Source organism: Streptomyces sp. R818 (genome assembly GCF_056172735.1).
Genome location: NZ_JAOCNE010000003.1, coordinates 339,894 through 360,664 on the forward strand (window position 1 = coordinate 339,894; position 20,771 = coordinate 360,664).

At 72.1% G+C, this 20,771-nt stretch carries 19 protein-coding genes; 15 read left to right on the forward strand and 4 right to left on the reverse strand.

Annotated elements, in window-relative coordinates:
• Positions 1-12 precede the first annotated feature (12 nt).
• Positions 13-2,109, reverse strand: a complete 2,097-nt coding sequence (gene tkt / locus N5I75_RS06650; protein WP_476675283.1) for a transketolase — start codon at positions 2,107-2,109, stop codon at positions 13-15.
• Between the two features lie 281 nt (positions 2,110-2,390).
• On the opposite strand from tkt, the gene N5I75_RS06655 reads away from it, so the two are divergent.
• The 9 genes from N5I75_RS06655 to N5I75_RS06695 all read left to right on the forward strand — a co-directional run bounded on the left by N5I75_RS06655 (position 2,391) and on the right by N5I75_RS06695 (position 12,252).
• Complete coding sequence (locus N5I75_RS06655; protein WP_476675285.1) at positions 2,391-2,534, forward strand: hypothetical protein; 144 nt, start codon at positions 2,391-2,393, stop codon at positions 2,532-2,534.
• A gap of 61 nt (positions 2,535-2,595) precedes the next feature.
• On the forward strand, positions 2,596-3,168 hold the full coding sequence (locus N5I75_RS06660; RefSeq protein ID WP_476675287.1) for a helix-turn-helix transcriptional regulator: 573 nt from the start codon (positions 2,596-2,598) through the stop codon (positions 3,166-3,168).
• 211 nt (positions 3,169-3,379) lie between these two features.
• Entirely contained in the window at positions 3,380-4,648 is a 1,269-nt protein-coding gene (locus N5I75_RS06665; RefSeq protein ID WP_476675289.1) for an ABC transporter substrate-binding protein, read from the forward strand.
• 32 nt (positions 4,649-4,680) lie between these two features.
• Entirely contained in the window at positions 4,681-5,625 is a 945-nt protein-coding gene (locus tag N5I75_RS06670) for a carbohydrate ABC transporter permease (RefSeq protein ID WP_476675291.1), read from the forward strand.
• A gap of 26 nt (positions 5,626-5,651) precedes the next feature.
• Positions 5,652-6,497, forward strand: a complete 846-nt coding sequence (locus tag N5I75_RS06675; protein ID WP_476675293.1) for a carbohydrate ABC transporter permease — start codon at positions 5,652-5,654, stop codon at positions 6,495-6,497.
• Positions 6,494-7,543, forward strand: a complete 1,050-nt coding sequence (locus N5I75_RS06680) for a LacI family DNA-binding transcriptional regulator (RefSeq protein WP_476675295.1) — start codon at positions 6,494-6,496, stop codon at positions 7,541-7,543. The genes N5I75_RS06675 and N5I75_RS06680 overlap by 4 nt, the downstream gene beginning before the upstream one ends.
• 47 nt (positions 7,544-7,590) lie before the next feature.
• Positions 7,591-9,534 carry a glycoside hydrolase 5 family protein gene (locus N5I75_RS06685; protein WP_476675297.1) on the forward strand — a complete coding sequence of 648 codons (1,944 nt, stop codon included), beginning with the start codon at positions 7,591-7,593 and terminating at the stop codon, positions 9,532-9,534.
• Positions 9,531-11,804 carry a glycoside hydrolase family 3 N-terminal domain-containing protein gene (locus N5I75_RS06690; protein WP_476675299.1) on the forward strand — a complete coding sequence of 758 codons (2,274 nt, stop codon included), beginning with the start codon at positions 9,531-9,533 and terminating at the stop codon, positions 11,802-11,804. Before N5I75_RS06685 ends, N5I75_RS06690 begins: the two co-directional genes overlap by 4 nt.
• A gap of 25 nt (positions 11,805-11,829) precedes the next feature.
• A complete protein-coding gene (locus tag N5I75_RS06695) occupies positions 11,830-12,252 on the forward strand; it encodes a YchJ family protein (RefSeq protein ID WP_476675301.1) in 423 nt (140 codons plus the stop codon).
• Positions 12,253-12,274: 22 nt separating this feature from the next.
• Here the strand turns inward: N5I75_RS06695 and N5I75_RS06700 are convergent, their stop codons facing one another.
• Positions 12,275-12,976: a FadR/GntR family transcriptional regulator gene (locus N5I75_RS06700; protein ID WP_476675303.1), complete on the reverse strand. Its 702-nt coding sequence runs from the start codon at positions 12,974-12,976 to the stop codon at positions 12,275-12,277.
• 143 nt (positions 12,977-13,119) lie between these two features.
• On the opposite strand from N5I75_RS06700, the gene N5I75_RS06705 reads away from it, so the two are divergent.
• Together N5I75_RS06705 and N5I75_RS06710 are read left to right on the forward strand one after the other, a co-directional pair.
• A complete protein-coding gene (locus tag N5I75_RS06705; protein ID WP_476675305.1) occupies positions 13,120-13,632 on the forward strand; it encodes a gluconokinase in 513 nt (170 codons plus the stop codon).
• A gap of 58 nt (positions 13,633-13,690) precedes the next feature.
• Positions 13,691-15,097 (forward strand): GntT/GntP/DsdX family permease, encoded by a 1,407-nt coding sequence (locus N5I75_RS06710; RefSeq protein WP_476675307.1) that lies wholly within the window; start codon positions 13,691-13,693, stop codon positions 15,095-15,097.
• 63 nt (positions 15,098-15,160) lie between these two features.
• Here the strand turns inward: N5I75_RS06710 and N5I75_RS06715 are convergent, their stop codons facing one another.
• Together N5I75_RS06715 and N5I75_RS06720 are read right to left on the reverse strand one after the other, a co-directional pair.
• Positions 15,161-16,702, reverse strand: a complete 1,542-nt coding sequence (locus N5I75_RS06715) for an APC family permease (protein ID WP_476675309.1) — start codon at positions 16,700-16,702, stop codon at positions 15,161-15,163.
• Positions 16,703-16,744: 42 nt separating this feature from the next.
• Positions 16,745-17,713 (reverse strand): hypothetical protein, encoded by a 969-nt coding sequence (locus tag N5I75_RS06720; RefSeq protein ID WP_476675311.1) that lies wholly within the window; start codon positions 17,711-17,713, stop codon positions 16,745-16,747.
• Between the two features lie 307 nt (positions 17,714-18,020).
• Here N5I75_RS06720 and N5I75_RS06725 point away from each other — a divergent pair, with 307 nt between their 5' ends.
• The 4 genes from N5I75_RS06725 (at position 18,021) to N5I75_RS06740 (ending at position 20,542) form a co-directional block, all read left to right on the forward strand.
• On the forward strand, positions 18,021-18,911 hold the full coding sequence (locus tag N5I75_RS06725; RefSeq protein WP_476675313.1) for a DMT family transporter: 891 nt from the start codon (positions 18,021-18,023) through the stop codon (positions 18,909-18,911).
• A gap of 357 nt (positions 18,912-19,268) precedes the next feature.
• Positions 19,269-19,790, forward strand: coding sequence for an NUDIX domain-containing protein (locus N5I75_RS06730; protein WP_476675314.1), 522 nt, complete (start codon positions 19,269-19,271; stop codon positions 19,788-19,790).
• 21 nt (positions 19,791-19,811) lie between these two features.
• Positions 19,812-20,204: a YidH family protein gene (locus N5I75_RS06735; protein WP_476675316.1), complete on the forward strand. Its 393-nt coding sequence runs from the start codon at positions 19,812-19,814 to the stop codon at positions 20,202-20,204.
• A complete protein-coding gene (locus N5I75_RS06740) occupies positions 20,201-20,542 on the forward strand; it encodes a DUF202 domain-containing protein (RefSeq protein WP_476675318.1) in 342 nt (113 codons plus the stop codon). The genes N5I75_RS06735 and N5I75_RS06740 overlap by 4 nt, the downstream gene beginning before the upstream one ends.
• Positions 20,543-20,771 lie beyond the last annotated feature (229 nt).

Here is a 20,771-nt window from a genome sequence, read left to right on the forward strand (position 1 = left end):
GGAGGGGGAGGTTCAGGCGCGGGCGGCGGCGAGCGACTCGCGGGCCTTCGCGGCGACGTTCTCGGCGGTGAAGCCGAACTCGCGGAACAGGATGTTCGCGTCCGCGGAGGCGCCGAAGTGCTCCAGGGAGACGATGCGGCCGGCGTCGCCGACGTAGCGGTACCAGGTCAGGCCGATCCCGGCCTCGACGGCGACGCGCGCCTTGACGGCGGCGGGCAGGACGCTCTCCTTGTAGGACTGCTCCTGCTCCTCGAACCACTCGACGGAGGGCATCGACACGACGCGGGTGGCGACGCCCTCGGCCTCCAGGGTCTCGCGGGCCTCGACGGCGAGCTGCACCTCGGAACCGGTGGCGATGAGGATGAGGTCGGGGGTCGGCCTCGACGCCTCGGCCAGCACGTAGCCACCCTTGGCGGCGTTCTCGTTCGTCTCGTACGTCGGGACGCCCTGGCGGGTCAGCGCGAGGCCGTGCGGGGCGGGCTTCACCGAGCCGCGGCGCAGGATCTCGCGCCAGGCGACGGCGGTCTCGTTGGCGTCGGCCGGGCGGACCACGTTCAGGCCCGGGATGGCGCGCAGGGAGGCCAGGTGCTCGACGGGCTGGTGCGTCGGGCCGTCCTCGCCCAGACCGATGGAGTCGTGGGTCCAGACGTACGTCACCGGGAGCTGCATCAGGGCCGACATGCGGACGGCGTTGCGCATGTAGTCGGAGAACACGAGGAACGTGCCGCCGTAGACGCGGGTGTTGCCGTGCAGCGCGATGCCGTTCATCTCGGCGGCCATCGAGAACTCGCGGATGCCGAAGTGCACGGTGCGGCCGTACGGGTCGGCCTCGGGCAGCGGGTTGCCGACGGGCAGGAACGACGACGTCTTGTCGATCGTCGTGTTGTTCGAGCCCGCGAGGTCGGCGGAGCCGCCCCACAGCTCGGGCAGGACCGGGCCGAGCGCCTGGAGGACCTTGCCGGAGGCGGCGCGCGTGGCGACCTTCGTGCCGGTCTCGAAGGTGGGCAGCGCCTGCTCCCAGCCCTCGGGGAGGCGGCCCGCGACGATCCGGTCGAGCAGCTCGGAGCGCTCCGGGTTGGCGGCGCGCCACTCGGCAAGCTGCTTGTCCCAGGCGGCGTGGGCCTCGGCGCCGCGGTCCAGGGCGCCGCGCGTGTGGGCGACGACCTTCTCCTCGGCGACGAAGGACTGCTCGGGGTCGAAGCCGAGGGCGCGCTTGGTGGCGGCCACCTCGTCGGCGCCGAGCGCGGAGCCGTGGGACGCCTCGGTGTTCTGGGCGTTCGGGGCGGGCCAGGCGATGATCGTGCGCATGGCGATGATGGAGGGGCGGGAGGTCTCGGCCTTGGCGGCGGCGAGCGCCTCGTACAGGGCCTTGACGTCGACGTCGCCGTCCTCGCGCGGCGTGATCCGCTGCACGTGCCAGCCGTACGCCTCGTAGCGCTTGAGAACGTCCTCGGAGAAGGCGGTCGCGGTGTCGCCCTCGATGGAGATGTGGTTGTCGTCGTAGAGGAAGACGAGGTTGCCGAGCTTCTGGTGGCCCGCGAGCGAGGACGCCTCGGCGGAGACGCCCTCCTCCAGGTCGCCGTCGGAGACGATCGCCCAGATGGTGTGGTCGAAGGGGCTGGTGCCCTCGGGGGCCTCGGGGTCGAACAGGCCGCGCTCGTAGCGGGCGGCCATGGCCATGCCGACGGCGTTGGCGAGGCCCTGGCCCAGCGGGCCCGTGGTGGTCTCGACACCGGCGGTGTGGCCGTACTCGGGGTGGCCCGGCGTCTTCGAACCCTGCGTGCGGAACGCCTTCAGGTCGTCCAGGCCCAGCTCGTAGCCGGAGAGGAAGAGCTGGGTGTAGAGGGTGAGGCTGGTGTGGCCCGGGGAGAGGACGAAGCGGTCGCGGCCGGTCCACTCCGGGTCGGCCGGGTCGTGGCGCATCGCCTTCTGGAAGATCGTGTACGCGGCGGGCGCGAGGCTCATGGCGGTGCCGGGGTGACCGTTCCCGACCTTCTGCACGGCGTCGGCCGCCAGGAGGCGGGCGGTGTCGACGGCACGCTGGTCGAGGTCGGTCCACTCGAAGGGCTTCTCGAAGGGGTCGAGGCCGTTCGGTGTCTGCGTGCTCATCTGTATGACTTCCTTCGCATCCGTGGTGCTCTTGCGGTGCCGCGAGGCGGCGGCCCGTCGAGGCCAAAGCCCCAGGTCGAACAGTACACTTAAAGGTCATACTCGCGCGGCAGGTGCCCGTGCCAGCGTTCGGTGAAAATGGGACACGCAGACCGTCGACCAAGGAAGTGAATGCGGAGCAGGGCACCGCGCAGACGAGCGCACATCTGGGAACGCGGAGCACATCCGTACGTATCCTTCGATCGAGCGCGAGCGTCTCCGGGTCGGCATCCGGTCGACCCATGGCACGGACGGCCCGTGGGCGGCGGCGTCGGCCTTCGCGGCGCGTGCACCGCATCGACTTCCACGTCCTGCTCTTCTTCCGCGAGGGCCCGTGCCACATGATCGACTTCACGAGTACGGTCGGGGCCGGGGACATCCTGTGATCCGGCCGGGCCAGGTGCACGGCTTCTCGACGACGGAGCCGTACGTCGGCCGGCGCTCACCATGAGCCCGGCTTCCGCCGCGCGACGTCGGGCGCGTACGAGACGCTACGACCGGCCGCCGCTCCTCCACCCGGACGAGGCCCAACTCGCCGCCATCGAGGCCTCGTTGGCGCAGTTGCAGCGCGAGTACCTCGACACGACGACGCTCCCGCTGAGCCTGCACACCTCGGTCCTGCGCCACACGCTCACCGCGTTCATGCTGCGCGTGGCGCACGTGTCGGCGCGGGCGGCGGCCGACGCGTGCGAGCCGCAGCCGGACTCGACGTTCACCCGCTTCCGCACCGCCGTCGAGCAGGGCTTCACGACGAACCACAGCGTCAGCGCGTACGCGGATGAGCTGGGCTACTCGCGCCGCACCCTGGTCCGCGCGGTGCGGGCCGCGACCGGGCAGACGCCGAAGGCGTTCATCGACCGGCGCGTGATCCTGGAGGCGAAGCGGCTGCTCGCGCATACGGAGCTGCCCGTGGGGCGGATCGGGGTCGCGGTCGGGTTCGGGGACTCGGCGAACTTCTCGAAGTTCTTCCAGCAGCACACGGGGGTGACTCCGGCGGGGTTCCGGGCCGAGCAGGTCTGAGGGCCCCTCCTTGCTCCCGGCGCTGGAGCCGAGGCCACGGGGCTCCGCCCCGGACCCCGCTCCTCAATCGCCGGAGGGGCTTGATCAACCCCCGTTTCACCATGCGCAACGGGGGGTTGACCGTTTCCCGGAGGGCTCGTACGGTGCTCGCACCCCCGTAGGTATATCGATTAACCAAGCTGGTTGGAGACATACCGCTGTGCCCTCGAAGATGAGTCGGCGCGCTTTCCTGGCCACCACAGCCGCCGCCCTGCCCGTCCTGCCCGCCCTGTCCGGCTGCTCCGCCCTCGCCGCCGCCGACGACGACCCCGACACCCTCGTGGTCCACAGCCAGCTCGGCACCACCGCGCCGGGCTCGCCGACCTACCTCGACGCCCTGGACCGCTTCCGCGAGGAGACGGGGCTGAAGGTCAGGAACCTCGTCAACGGCGACGACCTCGCGCAGGTCTACGAGACCTCGCGCCTGGCCCGCAAGGAGCCGGACGTCGTCATGGTCAACCTGTACGACAAGACGCTGGCCTGGACGGACGTGGGCGCCACCGTCGACGTCAAGGGGTATCTGGACGACTGGGGCCTGCGGAAGCGCGTGCTGCCCGTCGCGCTCGACGCCTGGACCGACGGCAAGGGCCGCCTGCGCGCCTTCCCGTACTTCGCGACGAACTGGCCGGTCGCCTTCAACCGGGCGCTGCTCGACCGCGCGGGCGTCGACTCCCTCCCCACCACCGGCGACGAGCTGATCCGCGCGGCGGGCAAGCTCCGCAAGAAGGGCATCGCGCCCGTCACCACCGGCGGCAACGACTGGACCGGGCAGAAGCTGCTCGCGCAGATCATCCAGACGTTCCTCAGCGAGGACGAGGCCCGCCACGTCTACGAGACCGGCGACTTCGGCGGCCGCGGGGCCCGCCGGGGCATCGACTACTTCGTGGAGCTGCGCGACGCCGGGGTCTTCGCCGACAAGGCGCAGGGCCTGACGTCGGACACGATGACGACGCAGTTCAACACGCAGGCGGCGGCGATGCAGTCGGCCATGTCGTCGGCGCTCGCCAAGGTGCCGGAGGCGGTGGCCCGCCACACGGACGTGGGCGGCTGGCCGCTGGCGCCGGGCGCGGCGCACGACAAGCCGACGATCCTGCGCACGTACACGCTGATCGGTTTCTGGATCAGCCCGAACGGCACGAAGAAGATCGACGCCGTCGAGAAGTTCCTGAAGTTCTTCTACCGCGAGGACACGGTCGCGCGGTTCATCAAGGAGTCGGGCCGCGACATGGCGCTGCGCTCGGACGCCGTCAGCACCGACTTCCCGCTGGTGGCGGCGGCGCAGAAGCTCGGCTCGGACGTGGGCCAGGTGTTGTTGCCCGACCTGTTCGTGCCGCCCGCGGCGACGCAGGGACTGATCACCGCCACGAGTACGTCGTTCACGCGCGGCACCAGCGCCGCCAAGGTCCGCCAGGTCCTCGAAGCCGCCTACCGCGGCATCTGACCGCCGCTCACGCACGCAAAGGGAGTTGCTCCATGACGACGATGACGTCGACAGCGGGCGAGGCAGCGGTCGGCCGCCCCACCCCTCCATCCTCTTCGCCGGACCCCGGTGGCAAGCCGCGCCAACAGGGCGGCACGGTGCTCGCTCTGCCCGCGCTCGTCTGGTACCTGGTCTTCATGGTCGGCCCGCTGGTCGCCATCTTCGTGGTGGCGGCGCTGCACTGGCCGGGGATGCTCCAGCCGGTGTCGTTCGCCGGGTTCGACAACGTCCGCGCGGTCTTCGACGACCCGGTGTTCTGGGACGCGGTCTCCAACACCGCGATCCAGCTCGTCGTCGCGATCCCGGTGATGGTGGCGTGCGCGTACATGCTGGGCTACTACGTGGCGCAGAAGCCGCCGGGCCACCGGGTCATCCGGTACCTGCTCTTCATCCCGGGGCTGATCTCGACGCCCGCGAAAGCGATGGTCTTCTACGCGGCCCTCTCCCCCGACGGGCTGCTCAACGGCGGCCTGGAGGCGATCGGCCTCGGCTCGCTCGCCGACGCCTGGCTGGCCTCGCCGTCGACCGCCCTCGCCTGTCTGATCGCGCTCGACATCTGGGCCGGGATCGGCTTCACCGCCGTGCTCTTCGCGGCGCGGCTCGGCAGTGTGCCGGAGGAGCTGGGCGAGGCGGCGCAGCTCGACGGGGCCGGGCACTGGCGCACGATGTGGCGCGTCCACTTCCCGGTGATCAAGGACTACGTGGGTGTCGTGACGATGCTCCAGTTCCTCTGGACGCTGTTCGGCTCGGCGCAGCACGTGCTCCTGCTCACCCAGGGCGGTCCGGGGAGTTCGTCGACGACGCTGTCGTTCCTCGTCTACCAGAAGGCGTTCATCGCGGCGGACCTCGGCTACAGCCAGACCGTCGGTGTCCTCCTTTTCCTCGTCGGCCTCGTCGGTCTGCTCGCCATCCGCCGGGTGTTCCGGCAGAGCTACTGACCGCCCGTCCCTGATCGGAGTACGCCTTGAAGTCCTCGGCACGTTCCCGCTTCGGCCGGTCCTGGCTGCCCGCGCACATCCTGGTGTGGCTGTACGCGGTGCTCCTCGTCATCCCGCTCTACTACTTCATCGCCTCGGCGTTCAAGACGAACGACGAGATCTTCGCGCACCCCTTCGCGCTGCCGACGCACTTCGGCTTCGGCAACTTCTCGACGGCGTTCGAGAGCGCGGACCTGGGCCTTGCCGTCGTCAACTCGGCGCTGGTCACGGTCTTCTCGTTGGTCCTGACGCTGGCGCTGGCGATCCCTGCGGCGTTCGCGCTCGCCCGGTCGACGGGCCGCCTGGCCTCCCTCGTCGAGAAGGTCTTCTCCCTCGGCTTCCTGATCCCGACGTTCGCGGCGCTGTTCCCGACGTTCCTCCTCGCGGCGGCGACGGGCCTGTTCCACACGCGGACGTTCATGGTCCTGTTCCTGCCCGCGACGGCGATGCCGCTGTCGGTGGTGATCCTGGTGCAGTTCATGCGGACGATCCCGAAGGAGATGGAGGAGGCGGCGCGGCTCGACGGCGCGTCCACCTTCGCGGTCCTGCGCCACGTCTACACGCCGATGTGCCTGCCCGGCATCGCGACGGTCCTGCTCCTCAACTTCCTGACCTTCTGGAACGAGTACCTGTACTCGCTCGTCATCATCGGCCCCGACCCGGCCCAGCGCACCGTGCAGGTCGCGCTGCCCACCCTGAAGGCCATCACCGGCACCGACTACGGCGTCCTCACGGCGGGCACCGTCCTGACCCTCGTCCCGGTGTGGGTGGTCTATACGGTGCTGCAGAAGCGGATGCAGCAGGCACTGGTGAGTGGGGCGGTGAAGATGTGAGCGGTACCTCTACGACGAAGAAATCGGGGCGTCCGACCATCAAGGCGGTGGCGGCGGCGGCCGGTGTGTCGACGGCGGCGGTGTCGCAGGCGTTCAACGACAAGGGCCGGCTGGCCGAGGCGACCCGGCAGCGGATCCTCGACGCGGCCCTCGACCTGGGCTGGTCGCCGAGCGCGTCGGCGTCGGCGCTGCGCAGCGCCCGTACCCGTACGCTCGCGCTCGTCGTGCGCAGGCCCACCGACGTGCTCGGCGCGGACCCGCACTTCAGCGAGCTGATCACCGGCATAGAGGGCGAGTTGGCGCCGCGCGGCTACGGCCTGCTCCTGCACCTGGTCGCCGATGTCGAGGAGGAGGGCGCGCTGTACGAGCGGCTCGCCGCCGAGAAGCGGGTGGACGGGGCGGTGCTGACGGACGCCCGCGCCGACGATCCGCGCCCGGCGCTCCTGACCCGCCTCGGCCTGCCCGCCGTCCTGCTCGGCGCACCGACCCCGGACGCGTCCGTGCCGGTCGTCGGGCTCGGCAACCAGGGCGCGGGCGTCGTCGAAGTCGTCGAGCACCTGCGGGAGTTGGGGCACGCGAGGATCGCCTACGTGGCCGGTCCCGCCGAGCTTCAGCACACGCGCCTGCGCCTCGCCGTCTTCGAGGAGACCCTCGCGGCGGTGGGTCTTGCCCCCGCCGCCGTGCGCCACACCGACTTCTCGGAGGCGGCGGCCGTCGCCGCGACCCGTGAACTCCTCGCCGCCGGCGACCGGCCGACCGCCGTCGTCTACGCCAACGACTCGATGGCGGTGTGCGGCATCGGCACCGCCCAGCGGGCCGGTCTTCGCGTCCCCGAGGACCTGTCGGTCGTCGGCTACGACAATCTGCCGCTCGGCGGCTGGCTGCACCCGCGCCTGACCACCGTAGACCAGCAGGTGCAGCGAGTCGGCGCCGCCGCCGCCCGCACGCTGCTCGCCCGGTGCGGCGAGGACCTGCCCGCGACGCCGCTCGTCGACCGGCCCCGGCTCGTGATCCGCGAGTCGACGGGCCCGGCGCCCCACCTCTGACGTATCACCGCACGCACGACAGCAACGCAACGGAGACCCGTACCACCATGCGACGCCACAGCGCCCACCTGACCCACGACGCCGCCGTCCTGCCCTGGCTCGGCGCCAACTTCTGGTCCCGCACGGGCGGGCCCCTGATGTGGCGCGACTACGACCCGGAGGTGGTGCGCGAGGAGCTGCGGGTGCTGCGCGAGCACGGGCTGAACATGACGCGCTCGTTCTTCTACTGGCCGGACTTCCACCCCGAGCCGCACCGCGTCGACGAGGAGCTGTGCGAGAAGTTCCGCGACTTCCTGGACGCGCACCGCGAGCTGGGCATGGGCACGGTCCCGACGTTCATCGTCGGCCACATGTCGGGCGAGAACTGGGACCCGGCCTGGCGCGGCGGCCGTGACCTCTACGAGGACGTGTGGATGGTCGGCCGCCAGGCGTGGTTCGCCGCGCAGATGACGCGCCGCTTCAAGGACCACCCGGCCGTCACCGGCTGGCTCATCACCAACGAGATGCCTGGCTACGGGCGTATCTACCAGGTCGACCCGCCGTCCAGCGACGTCGTCACGGCGTGGGCGCAGGCGATGTGCAACGCCGTGCGCGCGGCGGGCGCCACCCAGCCCGTCTCCCTCGGCGACGGCGCCTGGGGCATCGAGGTCACCGGCCGCGACAACGGCTTCTCTCTCCGGGACACCGCCGAGTACGTGGACTTCGTCGGCCCGCACGTCTACCGCTCGGACACGGACAAGGCGCGCCAGCACTACCGCGCCGCGTTCGAGTGCGAGCTGGCGGGGGTCACCGGGCAGCCGGTGGTCCTGGAGGAGTTCGGCCTGTCCACGGACACGGTGTCGGCGGCGAACGCGGGCGTGTACTACCGCCAGACCCTGCACACCTCCCTGCTCGGCGGCGCGACGGGCTGGATGGCCTGGAACAACACCGACTACGACGACCTGTGGGACCGGTCCCCCTACGACCACCACCCCTTCGAGATGCACTTCGGCATCACGGACAGCACGGGCGCGCCGAAGGAACCCCTGCGCGAACTCGCCGCCTTCGCCGAGGTGTTGAAGGCCGTCGACTTCGCGCGCTGCCGTCGCGCGGACGCGGGCGCCGCCTTCGTCGTGCCCGCGTTCCTGGAGCGCGGCTACCCGTACAGCCGCCCCGCCGACCGCCCGCTGATCTTCACGTCGCTGCACCAGGGCTACGTGGCCGCGCGCGCCGCCGATCTCCCGGCGGGCCTGACCCGTGAGGCGGACGGCATAGCCGAGGACGTGGATCTGTACCTCCTCCCCGCGACCCGGCAGCTGACGACGCGGACGCGGCGGGCGCTCCAGCGCCGGGCGGACGAGGGCGCCACGGTCTACCTCTCCTTCTGCTCGGGCGAGCACCCCGGCACGCGCGGCCCCTGGTTCGACGACCTGGACGGCCTGTTCGGCGTCGAGCAGCAGCTCTCGTACGGGGTGGCGGAGCCGATCGAGGACGACGTCCTGGAGATGACGTTCCAGGAGGACTTCGGCGGGATTCGCGCGGGTGAGACGCTGCGCTTCCCTGTCGCGGGCAATGAGGACAGCCGCGCCTATCTGCCGGTCGTGGCGCGCGACGCCCGGGTGGTGGCGGTCGACGGGCACGGCCGCCCGGCCTTGCTGTGCCGCGAGACCGGGCGTGGCCGCACCGTCCTCGCCACGTATCCGCTGGAGCACATGGCCGCCCGCACGGCGCGCGTGAACCCGGAGCAGACGCACCGGCTGTACGCGGCGCTCGCCGAGGTCGCCGGGGTGGAGCGGGCGGTGACGGTGGCCGAGGCGCACGTCGGCGCGGACGTCCTGGTGCACGAGGACGGGCGCCGGTTCGTGTGGCTGGTCAGCCAGGCGGAGGACGAGCTGACCGTGCGCCCGCGGACGGCGGACGGCACCGCCACGCTGCACGACCTGGACTCCGGGGAGCCGGTCGGCGCCGTCACCCTCCCCGCCTTCGGCGTCCGCGTCCTGGAACTCCGATGAGTTCCGACCTCTATCGCGACCCGGCCGCACCCGTCCCCGACCGCGTACGCGACCTGCTCGGCCGTATGACGCTCACGGAGAAGGTCGGCCAGGTCAACCAGCGGCTGTACGGCTGGCACGCCTACGAGCGCGGCCCGGACGGACGCCACCGGCTCACCGACGCCTTCCGTACGGAGGTGGCGGCGTACGACGGGATGGGCGCCCTGTACGGGTTGCAGCGCGCCGATCCCTGGTCGGGCGTGACGTTCGCCGACGGGATCACGGGGGCGGACGCGGCCGAGGTCGCGAACGCGGTGCAGCGGCACGTGGTGGAAGGGACCCGGCTCGGCATACCCGTCCTCATGGTCGAGGAGGTGCCGCACGGCCACCAGGCCCTGGACGGCACGGTCCTGCCGGTCAACCTCGCCGTAGGCGCGAGCTGGGACCCGGACCTCTACGAGGAGGCGGCCGGAGCCGCTGCCGCCGAACTCCGGGCGCGCGGCGGGCACATAGCTTTGGTCTCCGCTCTCGACCTGGTCCGCGACCCGCGCTGGGGCCGCGCCGAGGAGTGCTTCGGCGAGGACCCGTACCTCGCCGCCCGCTTCACCGAGGCGCTGGTGCGCGGGATGCGTGCGGAGGGCGTCGGCGTCGTGCTCAAGCACTTCGCGGGGCAGGGCGCGACGGTCGGCGGGCGCAACAGCGCGGCGACCGATCTCGGCCTCCGTGAACTGCACGAGATCCATCTGGCGGCGGCCCGCGCCGGGGTACGGGCCGGGGCCGCCGGGGTCATGGCGGCGTACAACGAGTTCGACGGCCTGCCGTGCGCGGCCAACCGGTACCTCCTCACCGAACTCCTGCGGAGGCAGTGGGGGTTCGACGGGATCGTGATGGCGGACGGGCAGGCGCTCGACCGGCTCGTGCGGCTCGCGGGTGATCCGGCGGCGGCGGGCGCGACGGCGCTCGCCGCGGGCACGGACCTCAGCCTGTGGGACGACGCCTTCCCGCACCTCGCGGAGGCCGTCGGGCGCGGGCTCGTGGCGGAGGAGACCCTGGACCGGGCGGTCGGACGGGTCCTGGCGCTGAAGTTCCGGCTGGGACTGTTCGAGACTCCCTATGTCCGTGCCAAGGGTGCGGAAAGCTCCGTAAAAACACGGAGGTTGAGCGAGCGGTTGGCCCATACATCGATCACGCTGTTGGAGCACGACGGGTCGACCCTGCCCCTGCCGCCCGTCGTGTCCCGGATCGCCGTCCTCGGCCCGAACGCCGACTCCGTGCCGCAGCAGATCGGCGACTACACGGCACCACAGCGGCCCGGCACCGGCGTCACCGTCCTGGACGGTGTCCGCGCCGCCGCCGGGGCCGGCCGCGAGGTGACGTACGCGCGCGGCTGCGATCTGGTCGGCGACGACCGCTCCGGGATCGGTGAGGCGGTCGCCCTGGCCGCTGCCGCCGATGTCGCGGTGCTCGTGCTCGGCGGGTCGAGCGCCCGTGAGGACGGCACGCGGTTCGACGGGAACGGCGCGGCGGTGGTCTCGTCCGGCAACCCCGTCGGCATGACGTGCGGCGAGGGCGTGGATCTGGCGGAACTCGGCCTGCCCGGTGGGCAGTTGGCGCTGCTCGACGCCGTGGCGGCGACCGGGACGCCGGTCGTGGCGGTGCTGGTCCAGGGGCGCCCGCACGCCCTGCCCGATCTCTCCGGACGCGTCGGGGCGCTGCTGTCCGCGTGGTACCCGGGCCCGTGGGGCGGCCGGGCCGTCGCCGACGTGCTGTTCGGGACCGCCGCGCCCGCCGGGCGGCTGCCCGTCTCCGTGCCGCGCTCGGCGGCCCAGCTCCCCGTCTACTACAACGGCAAGGACCATGGCTACCGCGGTTACGTCGACCAGCCCGCGACCGCGCGGTACGCCTTCGGCCACGGACTGTCGTACGGAACGGTGATCTACGGCGCGCCCGTGCTCAGCCGGTCTACCGTGCCCGCCGGCGAACCCGGGCTGACCTGTACGGTCACCGTCTCGAACACCGGCCGGACGCCCGTCCGCGAGACCGTGCAGCTCTACGTGCGGCGCGTCTCGGGCGGCTCGTCCTGGCCGCGCGTGCGTGAGCTGCGCGGGTTCACCGGCGTGGAGCTCGCGCCGGGCGAGCGGCGCGAGGTGGCGTTCGAGGTGAGCGCCGAGACGCTCGCCTCCGTCGGCCGTGACCTGCGGCTCGGGGTGGAGGCGGGCACGTACGAGGTGGAGACCGGACCGGCGTCGGACCGCACGCGGGGCGCGCTCCTCACCGTCATGCCTGTGTAGAGGCGGGGTGGGGGACAATGTGGCCATGGCTCGCCCCACCTCCCCCACCTCCCCCGCCTCACCTGCCTCCCCCGGCTGCCCGTGCGGTCTCCCCCGGCCGTACGAGGACTGCTGCGGCCGCTACCACGCGGGCAGCGCCGCCGCGCCCACGGCCGAGGCCCTCATGCGCTCCCGGTACACGGCGTTCGCCCGCCGGGACGCCGCGTACCTGCTGCGCACCTGGCACCCGGACACCCGGCCGCCGGTGATCGAGTTCGACCCCGCGCTGACCTGGGCCGGTCTGGAGATCCTGGACGCCACCGAAGGCTCCGCGTTCCACCAGAGCGGCACCGTCACCTTCCGCGCTCGCTACAAGGACGGCGGCCGGGCGGGGGCGCTGCACGAGCGCAGCCAGTTCCTGCGGGTGGGCGGCGCCTGGGTGTACGTCGACGGGGACTTCATCGAGTAAGTCCCGCTCCGATTAAGGCGGTTCAGGGCGCCAGGATGTCCAGTTCCTGGAGCGCGCCGACCGCGATCTCGCGCGTGAGCGCCTCCGCGCGCTCCGCGTCCCCTCCCCGTACCGCCTCCGCGACCGACACGTGCAGGGTCACCGCCGCCGGGTCCGGGTCCTCGAACATGACCTGGTGGTGGGTGCGGCCCGCGAGGACCTCGGCGACCAGGTCGCCGAGGTGGGCGAACATCTCGTTGCCCGACGCGTTGAGCACGATCCGGTGGAACTCGATGTCGTGGACGAGGTACGCCTCCAGCTGCTGGCCGCGTGAGGTGGCGACCATGCCGAGCGCGCACTCGGTGAGCGCGGCGCACTGCTCGGCCGTCGCGTGGCGCGCGGCGAGCCCGGCGGCGACCGGTTCGACCGCCGAGCGCAGCACGGTCAGCGAGCGGAGCTGGCGCGGCCGGTCGGCGCCGGCCAGACGCCAGCGGATGACCTGCGGGTCGTAGACGTTCCACTCCCCGGCCGGGCGGACGGTGACGCCGACCCGGCGCCGCGACGCGACCAGGTGCATCGACTCCAGGACCCGGACCGCCTCGCGCATCACCGACCGCGACACCTCGTAACGCTGGGCGAGCTCGTCCGTGCGCAACACGCTGCCCTCGGGGTACTCGCCCGCTGTGATGGCGGGACCGAGGCTGTCCAGTACGCGGGCGTGCAGTCCCCGGTCCTTCGTGGTCATGGGGTTCAGCGTACGGTTCGGGCACGGACAACAAAAAGTCTGACTTATAAGTCACAGTCTCTTGAATTAGTCAGACCATTTGGGTTTCAGTGGCGTCACACAGCGATGTCGACGGAGACAGCGATGAAGACAGCGAGGCAGCGATGAGCACCCCCCACGTCGTCGTGGTCATGGGCGTAGCGGGCACCGGCAAGACAACGATCGGTCCCCTGCTCGCCGAACGGCTCGGCGTTCCGTACGCCGAGGGCGACGACTTCCACCCCCCGGCGAACATCGCCAAGATGACCGCCGGTACGCCCCTCACCGACGAGGACCGCTGGCCGTGGCTGGACGCCATCGGCGAGTGGGCCCACGGCCGGGCCGGGCTCGGCGGGGTGGTCAGCTCCTCGGCCCTCAAGCGCGCCTACCGCGACCGGCTGCGCGCCGCCGCCCCTGGCGTCGTCTTCGTCCACCTCACCGGCAGCCGCGAGCTGATCGAGGACCGGATGGCGCACCGCAAGGGGCACTTCATGCCGACCGCGCTCCTGGACTCGCAGTTCGCCACGCTCCAGCCGCTCGCGGCGGACGAGGCGGGCGTCGGCGTCGATGTGTCGGGCTCCCCCGAGGAGATCGCGGACCGGGCCGTCGAGGCCCTGGCCACGCTCGACTCCGAGTAGCTCTCAGCCCCTCCCCCGAACCCCTCCCCACGCCCCACGTACCAAGGGATCCACCACCGTGACCAGTCTCAGCGTCGAGATGCTGGCAGCGGACGCCGTCGAGCCGATCACCTCCGCGGGCCACGCCCAGCTCGGGATCGCCGTCCTCGCGGGCATCGCCGTCATCGTCCTGCTCATCACGAAGTTCAAGCTCCACGCCTTCCTGGCGCTCACCATCGGCTCGCTCGCGCTCGGCGCGGTCGCCGGGGCGCCGCTCGACAAGGTGATCACCAGCTTCACCGCGGGTCTCGGCTCCACGGTCGCGGGCGTGGGCGTGCTGATCGCGCTCGGCGCGATCCTCGGCAAGCTGCTCGCCGACTCCGGCGGCGCGGACCAGATCGTCGACACCATCCTCGCCAAGGCCGGCAAGTCCGGCGGCAGGGCGATGCCGTGGGCGATGGTCCTGATCGCGGCCGTGATCGGCCTGCCGCTCTTCTTCGAGGTCGGCATCGTGCTGCTGATCCCGGTCGTCCTGATGGTCGCCAAGCGCGGCAACTACTCGCTGATGCGCATCGGCATCCCGGCGCTCGCCGGTCTGTCGGTCATGCACGGTCTGATCCCGCCGCACCCGGGACCGCTCGTCGCGATCGACGCGGTCGACGCCAACCTGGGCATCACCCTCGCGCTCGGCATCGTCGTCGCCATCCCGACGGTGATCGTCGCCGGACCGGTGTTCTCCAAGTACGCCGCCCGTTGGGTGGACGTCCCCGTGCCCGACAAGATGGTCCCGGGCCGCGCCTCGGACGACCTGGAGAAGCGGCCGAGCTTCGGCGCCGCCGTCGTCACCATCCTGCTGCCGGTCGTGATGATGCTGGCCAAGGCCCTGGTCGACATCGTCGTGGACGACCCCGACGCCACCGTCCAGCGCGTCTTCGACGTCATCGGCAACCCGCTGACCGCCCTGCTCGTCGCCGTCATCGTGGCCATGTTCACGCTCGGCCGCCCGGCCGGGTTCACCAAGGGCAAGCTCCAGTCCACGACCGAGAAGTCGCTCGCCCCGATCGCGGGTGTGCTGCTCATCGTCGGCGCGGGCGGCGGCTTCAAGCAGACGCTCATCGACTCCGGTGTCGGCCAGATGGTCCTGGACATCTCCAAGGACTGGTCCATCCCGGCACTCCTGCTCGCCTGGCTGATCGCCGTCGTGATCCGCCTCGCCACCGGCTCGGCGACCGTCGCCACCGTCTCGGCCGCCGGTCTCGTCGCGCCCCTCGCGGCGGACATGTCGGACAGCCACACGGCGCTCCTGGTCCTCGCGATCGGCGCGGGCTCGCTGTTCTTCAGCCACGTCAACGACGCCGGGTTCTGGCTGGTCAAGGAGTACTTCGGGCTCAGCGTCGGCCAGACGGTGAAGACCTGGTCGATCATGGAGACGATCATCTCGGTGGTCGCGGGCGCCCTGGTCCTGCTGCTTTCGCTGATCCTGTAGCGGTCCCGGTCCAGTACGGACGATGCCCCCGGCCGGACGGCCGGGGGCATCGTCCGTACTGCTCTAGCCGGCCTTCTTCTCCAGCTGGAACGCCTCGTTGCCGAGCCCGATCCGGGCGTGCGCCTGCGGGTTGCGGCGGCGCAGGACGAGGCTGTAGGCGACGCCGACGACCGCGGCGAGGGCGATGACGCCGGGCAGCAGCCAGTTCAGGGCCGAGTCCGGGCCGGAGCCGACCAGGACGTCGAAGTCCTTGATCGTGTAACCGGCGATCACGAGCAGGGCGAGACCTGCGATGCCGGACGCCACCAGGCGCCAGGCCTGCGCGCCCGCCGCGCCGCGCTTCACGAAGAAGACGATGACGGCGAGGGACGCCGTGGCCATGAGAAGGATGACGCCGAGCGCGCCGACGTTGCCGCCCCACGTGAACAGGTGGAGGACCGGGGCCGTCGGGTCGCCCGCCGGGCCGTCGTCGGCGACCGCGAAGCAGACGACGACGATCAGCGAGATCACCGACTGGAGGATCGAGCCGGTGCCGGGGGCGCCGGTGCCGCTGTTGGTGCGGCCGAAGCGGGCCGGGAGCAGCCCCTCGCGGCCCATGGCGAACGCGTACCGGGCCACCACGTTGTGGAAGCTGAGCAGCGCCGCGAACATGCCGGTGACGAAGAGGACGTGGACGACGTCGGTGAAGGTCCCGCCGAGCCGGTCCTCGGTCAGCCCGAAGAGCAGGCCCGCCGACTGCTTCTGCGCCTCGGCGACGATGCCCGCCGGGCCGGTGGCGACGGTCAGCGCCCAGGAGCTGAAGGCGAAGAAGAGGGCGACGCCGCCGACGGCCAGGAACATGACGCGGGGCACGAGGATGTGCGGGCGGCTGGTCTCCTCCGCGTAGACGGGCGCCTGCTCGAAGCCGGTGAACGCGGCGATGCAGAAGCACAGGGCGGTGCCGAGGCCGACGCCGGTGAGCGTGGACGGGTTGAAGGCGTGCATCGACAGGCCCTCGCGGCCCGGGTCGCCGAGCGCCGCGATGTCGAAGACGACCACGACGGCGACTTCGAGAAGCAGCAGGACGCCGAGCACCTTCGCGTTCACGTCGATCTTCAGCAGGGCGAGGACGCCGACCGCGACAACGGCCACGAGCGCCGGTATCCACCAGGCCAGCTCGACATCGGCGTACTGCTGGAAGAGGCCCGCGACCTCGAAGCCGAAGATGCCGAAGATGCCGACCTGGAGGACGCTGTACGCGACGAGCGCGACCAGGGCCGCCGCCGCGCCGGTGGTCGGGCCGAGACCGCGGGAGATGTACGCGTAGAAGGCGCCCGCGTTGTGCACGTGGCGGCTCATCTCGGCGTAGCCGACGCTGAAGAGGGTCAGGACGACGCCGAGGATCAAGAAGAGCAGGGGCATGCCCACCACGCCCATGACGGCGAACGTCGTCGGCATCACGCCCGCGACCACCATCAGCGGCCCGGTCGCGGCGAGCACGGAGAGCAGCAGCCCGGCCGTGCCGAGCCGCCCGGCGCGCAGCGCGCTCTCCTCGCCCAGATACGTGCTGATGCCCGGCTCGGCCGCCACGGCTCTGTCGCTCGTGCTCGAACTGCCCGTCGTCATCGCGGGGTTGTCCTCTCTGGTCGTCTGGGCCGTCTTGGATGTCTAGGCCGCGCCGAGCGCGGCGTCGCGCGCGGCGTGGAACGCCGCGTACGGGTCCCTGTCCGGGTAGGACCAGGGCGCCGGGGTGAGGTGCGTGCCGATGCGGTGGAAGAGGGCGGCGGCCTCGGCGGGGCGGCCCTCGCAGAACTTGGCGTGGGCCAGGAAGTTGAGGTCGATGCGGCCGCGCGGGTGGGCGGCGCCGGCCCGGTCGTGCGGGTCGCCCCACTCCAGCCACCAGTCGAACGCGGCCTTCATGACGACGCGGGCGCGGCGCCCCGTCCAGTGCCCGGACGCCTTCGGGTCGGGCGGCTCCACGCCCGCCTTCGCGAGAACGCGGTAGCGCTCGGCGTGCGCGATCACCGGGAGCACGGCCAACGGCGAGTCCGGCGGCGCCTGTTCGGCGGCCCAGGCCGCGAAGTCGTACACCTCGTGCAGCGGGTCCTGGCCCGCGGCGGCGCGCCGCTCGGCGAGTCTGGCGACCATGAGGTGGTGCGCGTGGTGGTGGACCGGGTAGCGCAGGCGCACCTCGTCGAAGAGGCGTACGACGTCCTCCTCGCGGCCCAACTCGCGTTCCAGGAGCAGCAGTCCGAGCCAGGGCGTCGGATCGCCCGGCACCAGGGCGGCGGCTTCCCGGCAGGCGGCGCGGGCCTTGTCGGGGCGGCCCTTTCCGGCCACGGCGCGGTACACGGTGGCGCAGGCGAGCAGGACGGCGGCGTCGGTGGACTCGGGTTCGGCGAGGCGCCAGTCGCGGACCCAGGCGGCGGCGGTCGGCTCCTGCGCGAGCCCTGTCACGCGGTGGCCACGGCGGTCCCAGTCCTCGCCGGTGTCGGCGAGCAGCGCCCGCGCCTCGGTCCAGCGGCCCTGGGCGAGTGCGCCGCGGGCGGCGATGAGCGCGGTGTCGTCGAGCGCGGGGTCGAAGGAGTGCGCGGCCTTCTTCCGGGGGCGCCCGAGCGGAGGCGGGGGTGGGGACACCGCGGCGGTTCCTCTACGACTGTTTTCAGCTACGAAGCGGCGAACGTGCGGCACCGACGCGGCACTGCGTGGCCCCGGAACGAATGATCACGCACAGCAAACCGGTACGGGAACCTCCGCGTCAAGGGTGATCCGGTGACGAACTTGATCAACTCGGCCGTTCACCGGCCGAGTTCGGGTGCCTTGCGTGCCATATGGGGCACTCGTCGTGGGGCGGGCGGCGCCGGGGAGCGCTATCGTCGGCAGACAGCCACTCCTGTGGTCGCTCCTGCCCGTATCGCAGCTGTCCTGTCCGAAGGTGCGCAGCGTGTCGGTTCTCGTACTCGTCCTCGCCGTGAGCGCGGCGTTCTGCCTGGGCATCGGCTTCGTCCTCCAGCAGAACGCGGCCCAGCACGCCCCGCTCGGCGACTTCCTCTCCCCCAGGCTGCTCATCGACCTGGTCCGGGTGCCGCGCTGGCTCGCCGGGATCGGGTTCATGATCTGCGGCATGGCGCTGGGGGCCGTCGCGCTCGGGCGGGGTGAGGTGACGCTGGTCGAGCCGCTCCTCGCGACGAACCTGCTCTTCGCGCTCGTCCTCTCGCGCCGCCAGACGAGACAGCCCCTCGGGCGGCAGGGGTGGGCCGGGCTGCTGCTGCTCGCGGGCGGTGTGACGGCGTTCATCGTGGCGGGTCAGCCACGTGGCGGCACGGCCGTGACGGATCCCCTGCGGCACTGGCTGATCATCGGCGTGATGGTCGGCGGGGCGCTGTTCCTGGCGGCGCTGGCGAAACGCTCCCGGCTGAGCGCGGGCCCGGCGCTGCTCGCCGTCGCGGCGGGGCTGCTCTACGGGGTGCAGGACGCGTTGACCCGGGTCAGCGGTCAGCTCTTCGGCGCGGACGGCTGGGCCGGGCTGCTCACGTCCTGGCAGCCGTACGCCGTGTTCGCCCTCGGGGTGACGGGGCTCGTCCTCGTCCAGAGCGCGTTCGAGACGGCGCCGCTGCGGATGTCCCTGCCCGCGCTGACTGCTGCGCAGCCGCTTGCCGGGATCGTGTGCGGGGTGGGTTTTCTGGGGGATCAGCTGCGTATGGACGCGGGGGCGCTGGCCTGGCAGGCGACCGGGCTGGCCGGGATCGTGGTGGGGGTGGTCCTTCTGGGGCTGCACCCGGCCATGCCAGGCGCTGCCGCTCGGGACCGGGATCAGATGCGGAGCGGGGCGTAGGGGTTACGTCGCCGGGTGCGGGTCACGCCGTGGCTGGCCGCGCCGTTCCCCGCGCCCCTGGGGGCGCGGCTGCGCCGCTGTCCTGTCTGGTGCGTTGCTGTGTGCGGCTTTCGTTGTGGTTGCTCGCGCCGTTCCCCGCGCCCCTGAAGGCTGCGGCTTCGCCGCGCCTTCCCCCAGCCGGGGCGCGCCCCTGAGATGGCGCACGCAGTGCGCATCTCAGGGGCGCGGGGAACTGCGCGAGCAACCACGACGGCGCCGCAGCCGCGAACGGTGGGGAATGGCGCACGCAGTGCGCATTCCAGGGGCGCGGGGAACTGCGCGACCAGCCACGACGGCGCGTCGCATAGCCTCGCTCGTATGGACCCCGCTGAGGAGATTCTGGACATCGTCGATGAGCGCGACCGGGTCGTCGCGCAAGCCCCGCGCGGGGAGGCGTACCGGCGAGGGCTGCGGCATCACGCCGCGTTCGTCCTGGCCCGCGACCCGGAGGGCCGGATCTTCGTGCACCGGCGCACGGCCACCAAACTCGTGTTCCCGGGTCGCTACGACATGTTCGTCGGCGGAGTCGTCGCCGCGGGCGAGAGCTACGACGAGGCCGCGCTGCGGGAGGCGGAGGAGGAGCTGGGGGTGAGCGGGCTCCCGGCTCCGACGCGGCTGTTCAAGTTCCTGTACGAAGGCGGCGCCGAGCGCGCCGAGCGCGGCGGCTCCTGGTGGTCGCACGTGTACGAAGTGGCCTGCCCGAGCACCGTGCGGCCCCAGGCCGAGGAGATCGACTGGTACACCTTCCTCACCCCGGCGGAGCTGGAGCGGCGGCTCACCGAGTGGCCCTGGACGCCGGACAGCCTCGCGGCGTACGAGCGGCTCAGGGCGCGCCCGTGACCCCCGGGTAAGGTCGTGCCAGTGATCGAATTCGTGCGCAACGTCCGCCTCTGGTTCGCCCCGGAGCGGGTCAGGGACGAGGGTGACACCCCCGACTACCGCTTCTCGCTGGCCAACGAGCGCACGTTCCTGGCGTGGGTGCGCACCGCCCTCGCGCTGATCGGCGGCGGCTTCGCCGTGGACCAGTTCCTGCCGGACCTGCGATGGGCGTGGCGCGTCGGCCTCGCGCTCGCGCTGCTCGCCGCCGGGGTGCTCTGCTCGCTGCGGGCGGTGAGCCACTGGGTGCGGTGCGAGCGGGCGATGCGGCGGGGCGAGGACCTGCCGGTGTCGAGGTTCCCGGCGGTGCTGAGCCTGGTGGTGGCGCTGGTCGCGGTCGCGATGGTCGTCGTGGTGATCGTGGGCTGGGAAGGGTGAGCCGGGCGGACACGGACACGGACGGCGCGCCCGCGCGCGACCCCGGCCTGCAGCCCGCCAGGACCCGGCTCGCGTGGCGGCGTACGACCCTGTCCTGCACGGTCGCGGCGGTGCTGGCCATGAAGACGGTGCTGCATGGCGACATCGGCCCGCTCGGCGTCGTGGCGGCGGCGCTCTGCCTCGTGGTCTGGCTGGGCTTCCTCGCGGTGGCCCATCACCGGATCACCGCACTGGCGCTGCACGAGGCGGCGCCCCCGCTCCTGTCCCGGCGGGGCGCGACGACGGCGGCGCTGTGCACGGTCGCCCTGGCGGTGTTCGCGGCGGCGCTCGTGGTGTGAGCCAGGCGGTGAGCCAGGCGGTGACCCAGGCGGTGAGCCAGGCGGTGAGCCAGGCGGTGAGCCGGCGGGTGCCGTGCGGTTCGCGCCGCCCCAGCGGCACCGTTGGCGCTGTCACGTTTCCCTCACCCACTGGACGACATACCGACTGGTCGGCATGATGAAGTCCAGCGCTTTCTCATGCCAGTCGCTCATGCCACTCGCTCACCCCATCGGACCCCCGGAGGACCTC

What these genes read in the sequence shown, in the direction of transcription:
- N5I75_RS06705 (WP_476675305.1), top strand. Translation starts at nt 13,120, where the DNA reads ATGAGCACCCCCCACGTCGTCGTGGTCATGGGCGTAGCGGGCACCGGC.
- N5I75_RS06655 (WP_476675285.1), top strand. Translation starts at nt 2,391, where the DNA reads ATGGCACGGACGGCCCGTGGGCGGCGGCGTCGGCCTTCGCGGCGCGTG.
- N5I75_RS06730 (WP_476675314.1), top strand. Translation starts at nt 19,269, where the DNA reads ATGGACCCCGCTGAGGAGATTCTGGACATCGTCGATGAGCGCGACCGG.
- N5I75_RS06695 (WP_476675301.1), top strand. Translation starts at nt 11,830, where the DNA reads ATGGCTCGCCCCACCTCCCCCACCTCCCCCGCCTCACCTGCCTCCCCC.
- N5I75_RS06670 (WP_476675291.1), top strand. Translation starts at nt 4,681, where the DNA reads ATGACGACGATGACGTCGACAGCGGGCGAGGCAGCGGTCGGCCGCCCC.
- N5I75_RS06660 (WP_476675287.1), top strand. Translation starts at nt 2,596, where the DNA reads ATGAGCCCGGCTTCCGCCGCGCGACGTCGGGCGCGTACGAGACGCTAC.
- N5I75_RS06685 (WP_476675297.1), top strand. Translation starts at nt 7,591, where the DNA reads ATGCGACGCCACAGCGCCCACCTGACCCACGACGCCGCCGTCCTGCCC.
- N5I75_RS06700 (WP_476675303.1), bottom strand. Translation starts at nt 12,976, where the DNA reads ATGACCACGAAGGACCGGGGACTGCACGCCCGCGTACTGGACAGCCTC.
- N5I75_RS06715 (WP_476675309.1), bottom strand. Translation starts at nt 16,702, where the DNA reads ATGACGACGGGCAGTTCGAGCACGAGCGACAGAGCCGTGGCGGCCGAG.
- N5I75_RS06690 (WP_476675299.1), top strand. Translation starts at nt 9,531, where the DNA reads ATGAGTTCCGACCTCTATCGCGACCCGGCCGCACCCGTCCCCGACCGC.
- N5I75_RS06665 (WP_476675289.1), top strand. Translation starts at nt 3,380, where the DNA reads ATGAGTCGGCGCGCTTTCCTGGCCACCACAGCCGCCGCCCTGCCCGTC.
- tkt (WP_476675283.1), bottom strand. Translation starts at nt 2,109, where the DNA reads ATGAGCACGCAGACACCGAACGGCCTCGACCCCTTCGAGAAGCCCTTC.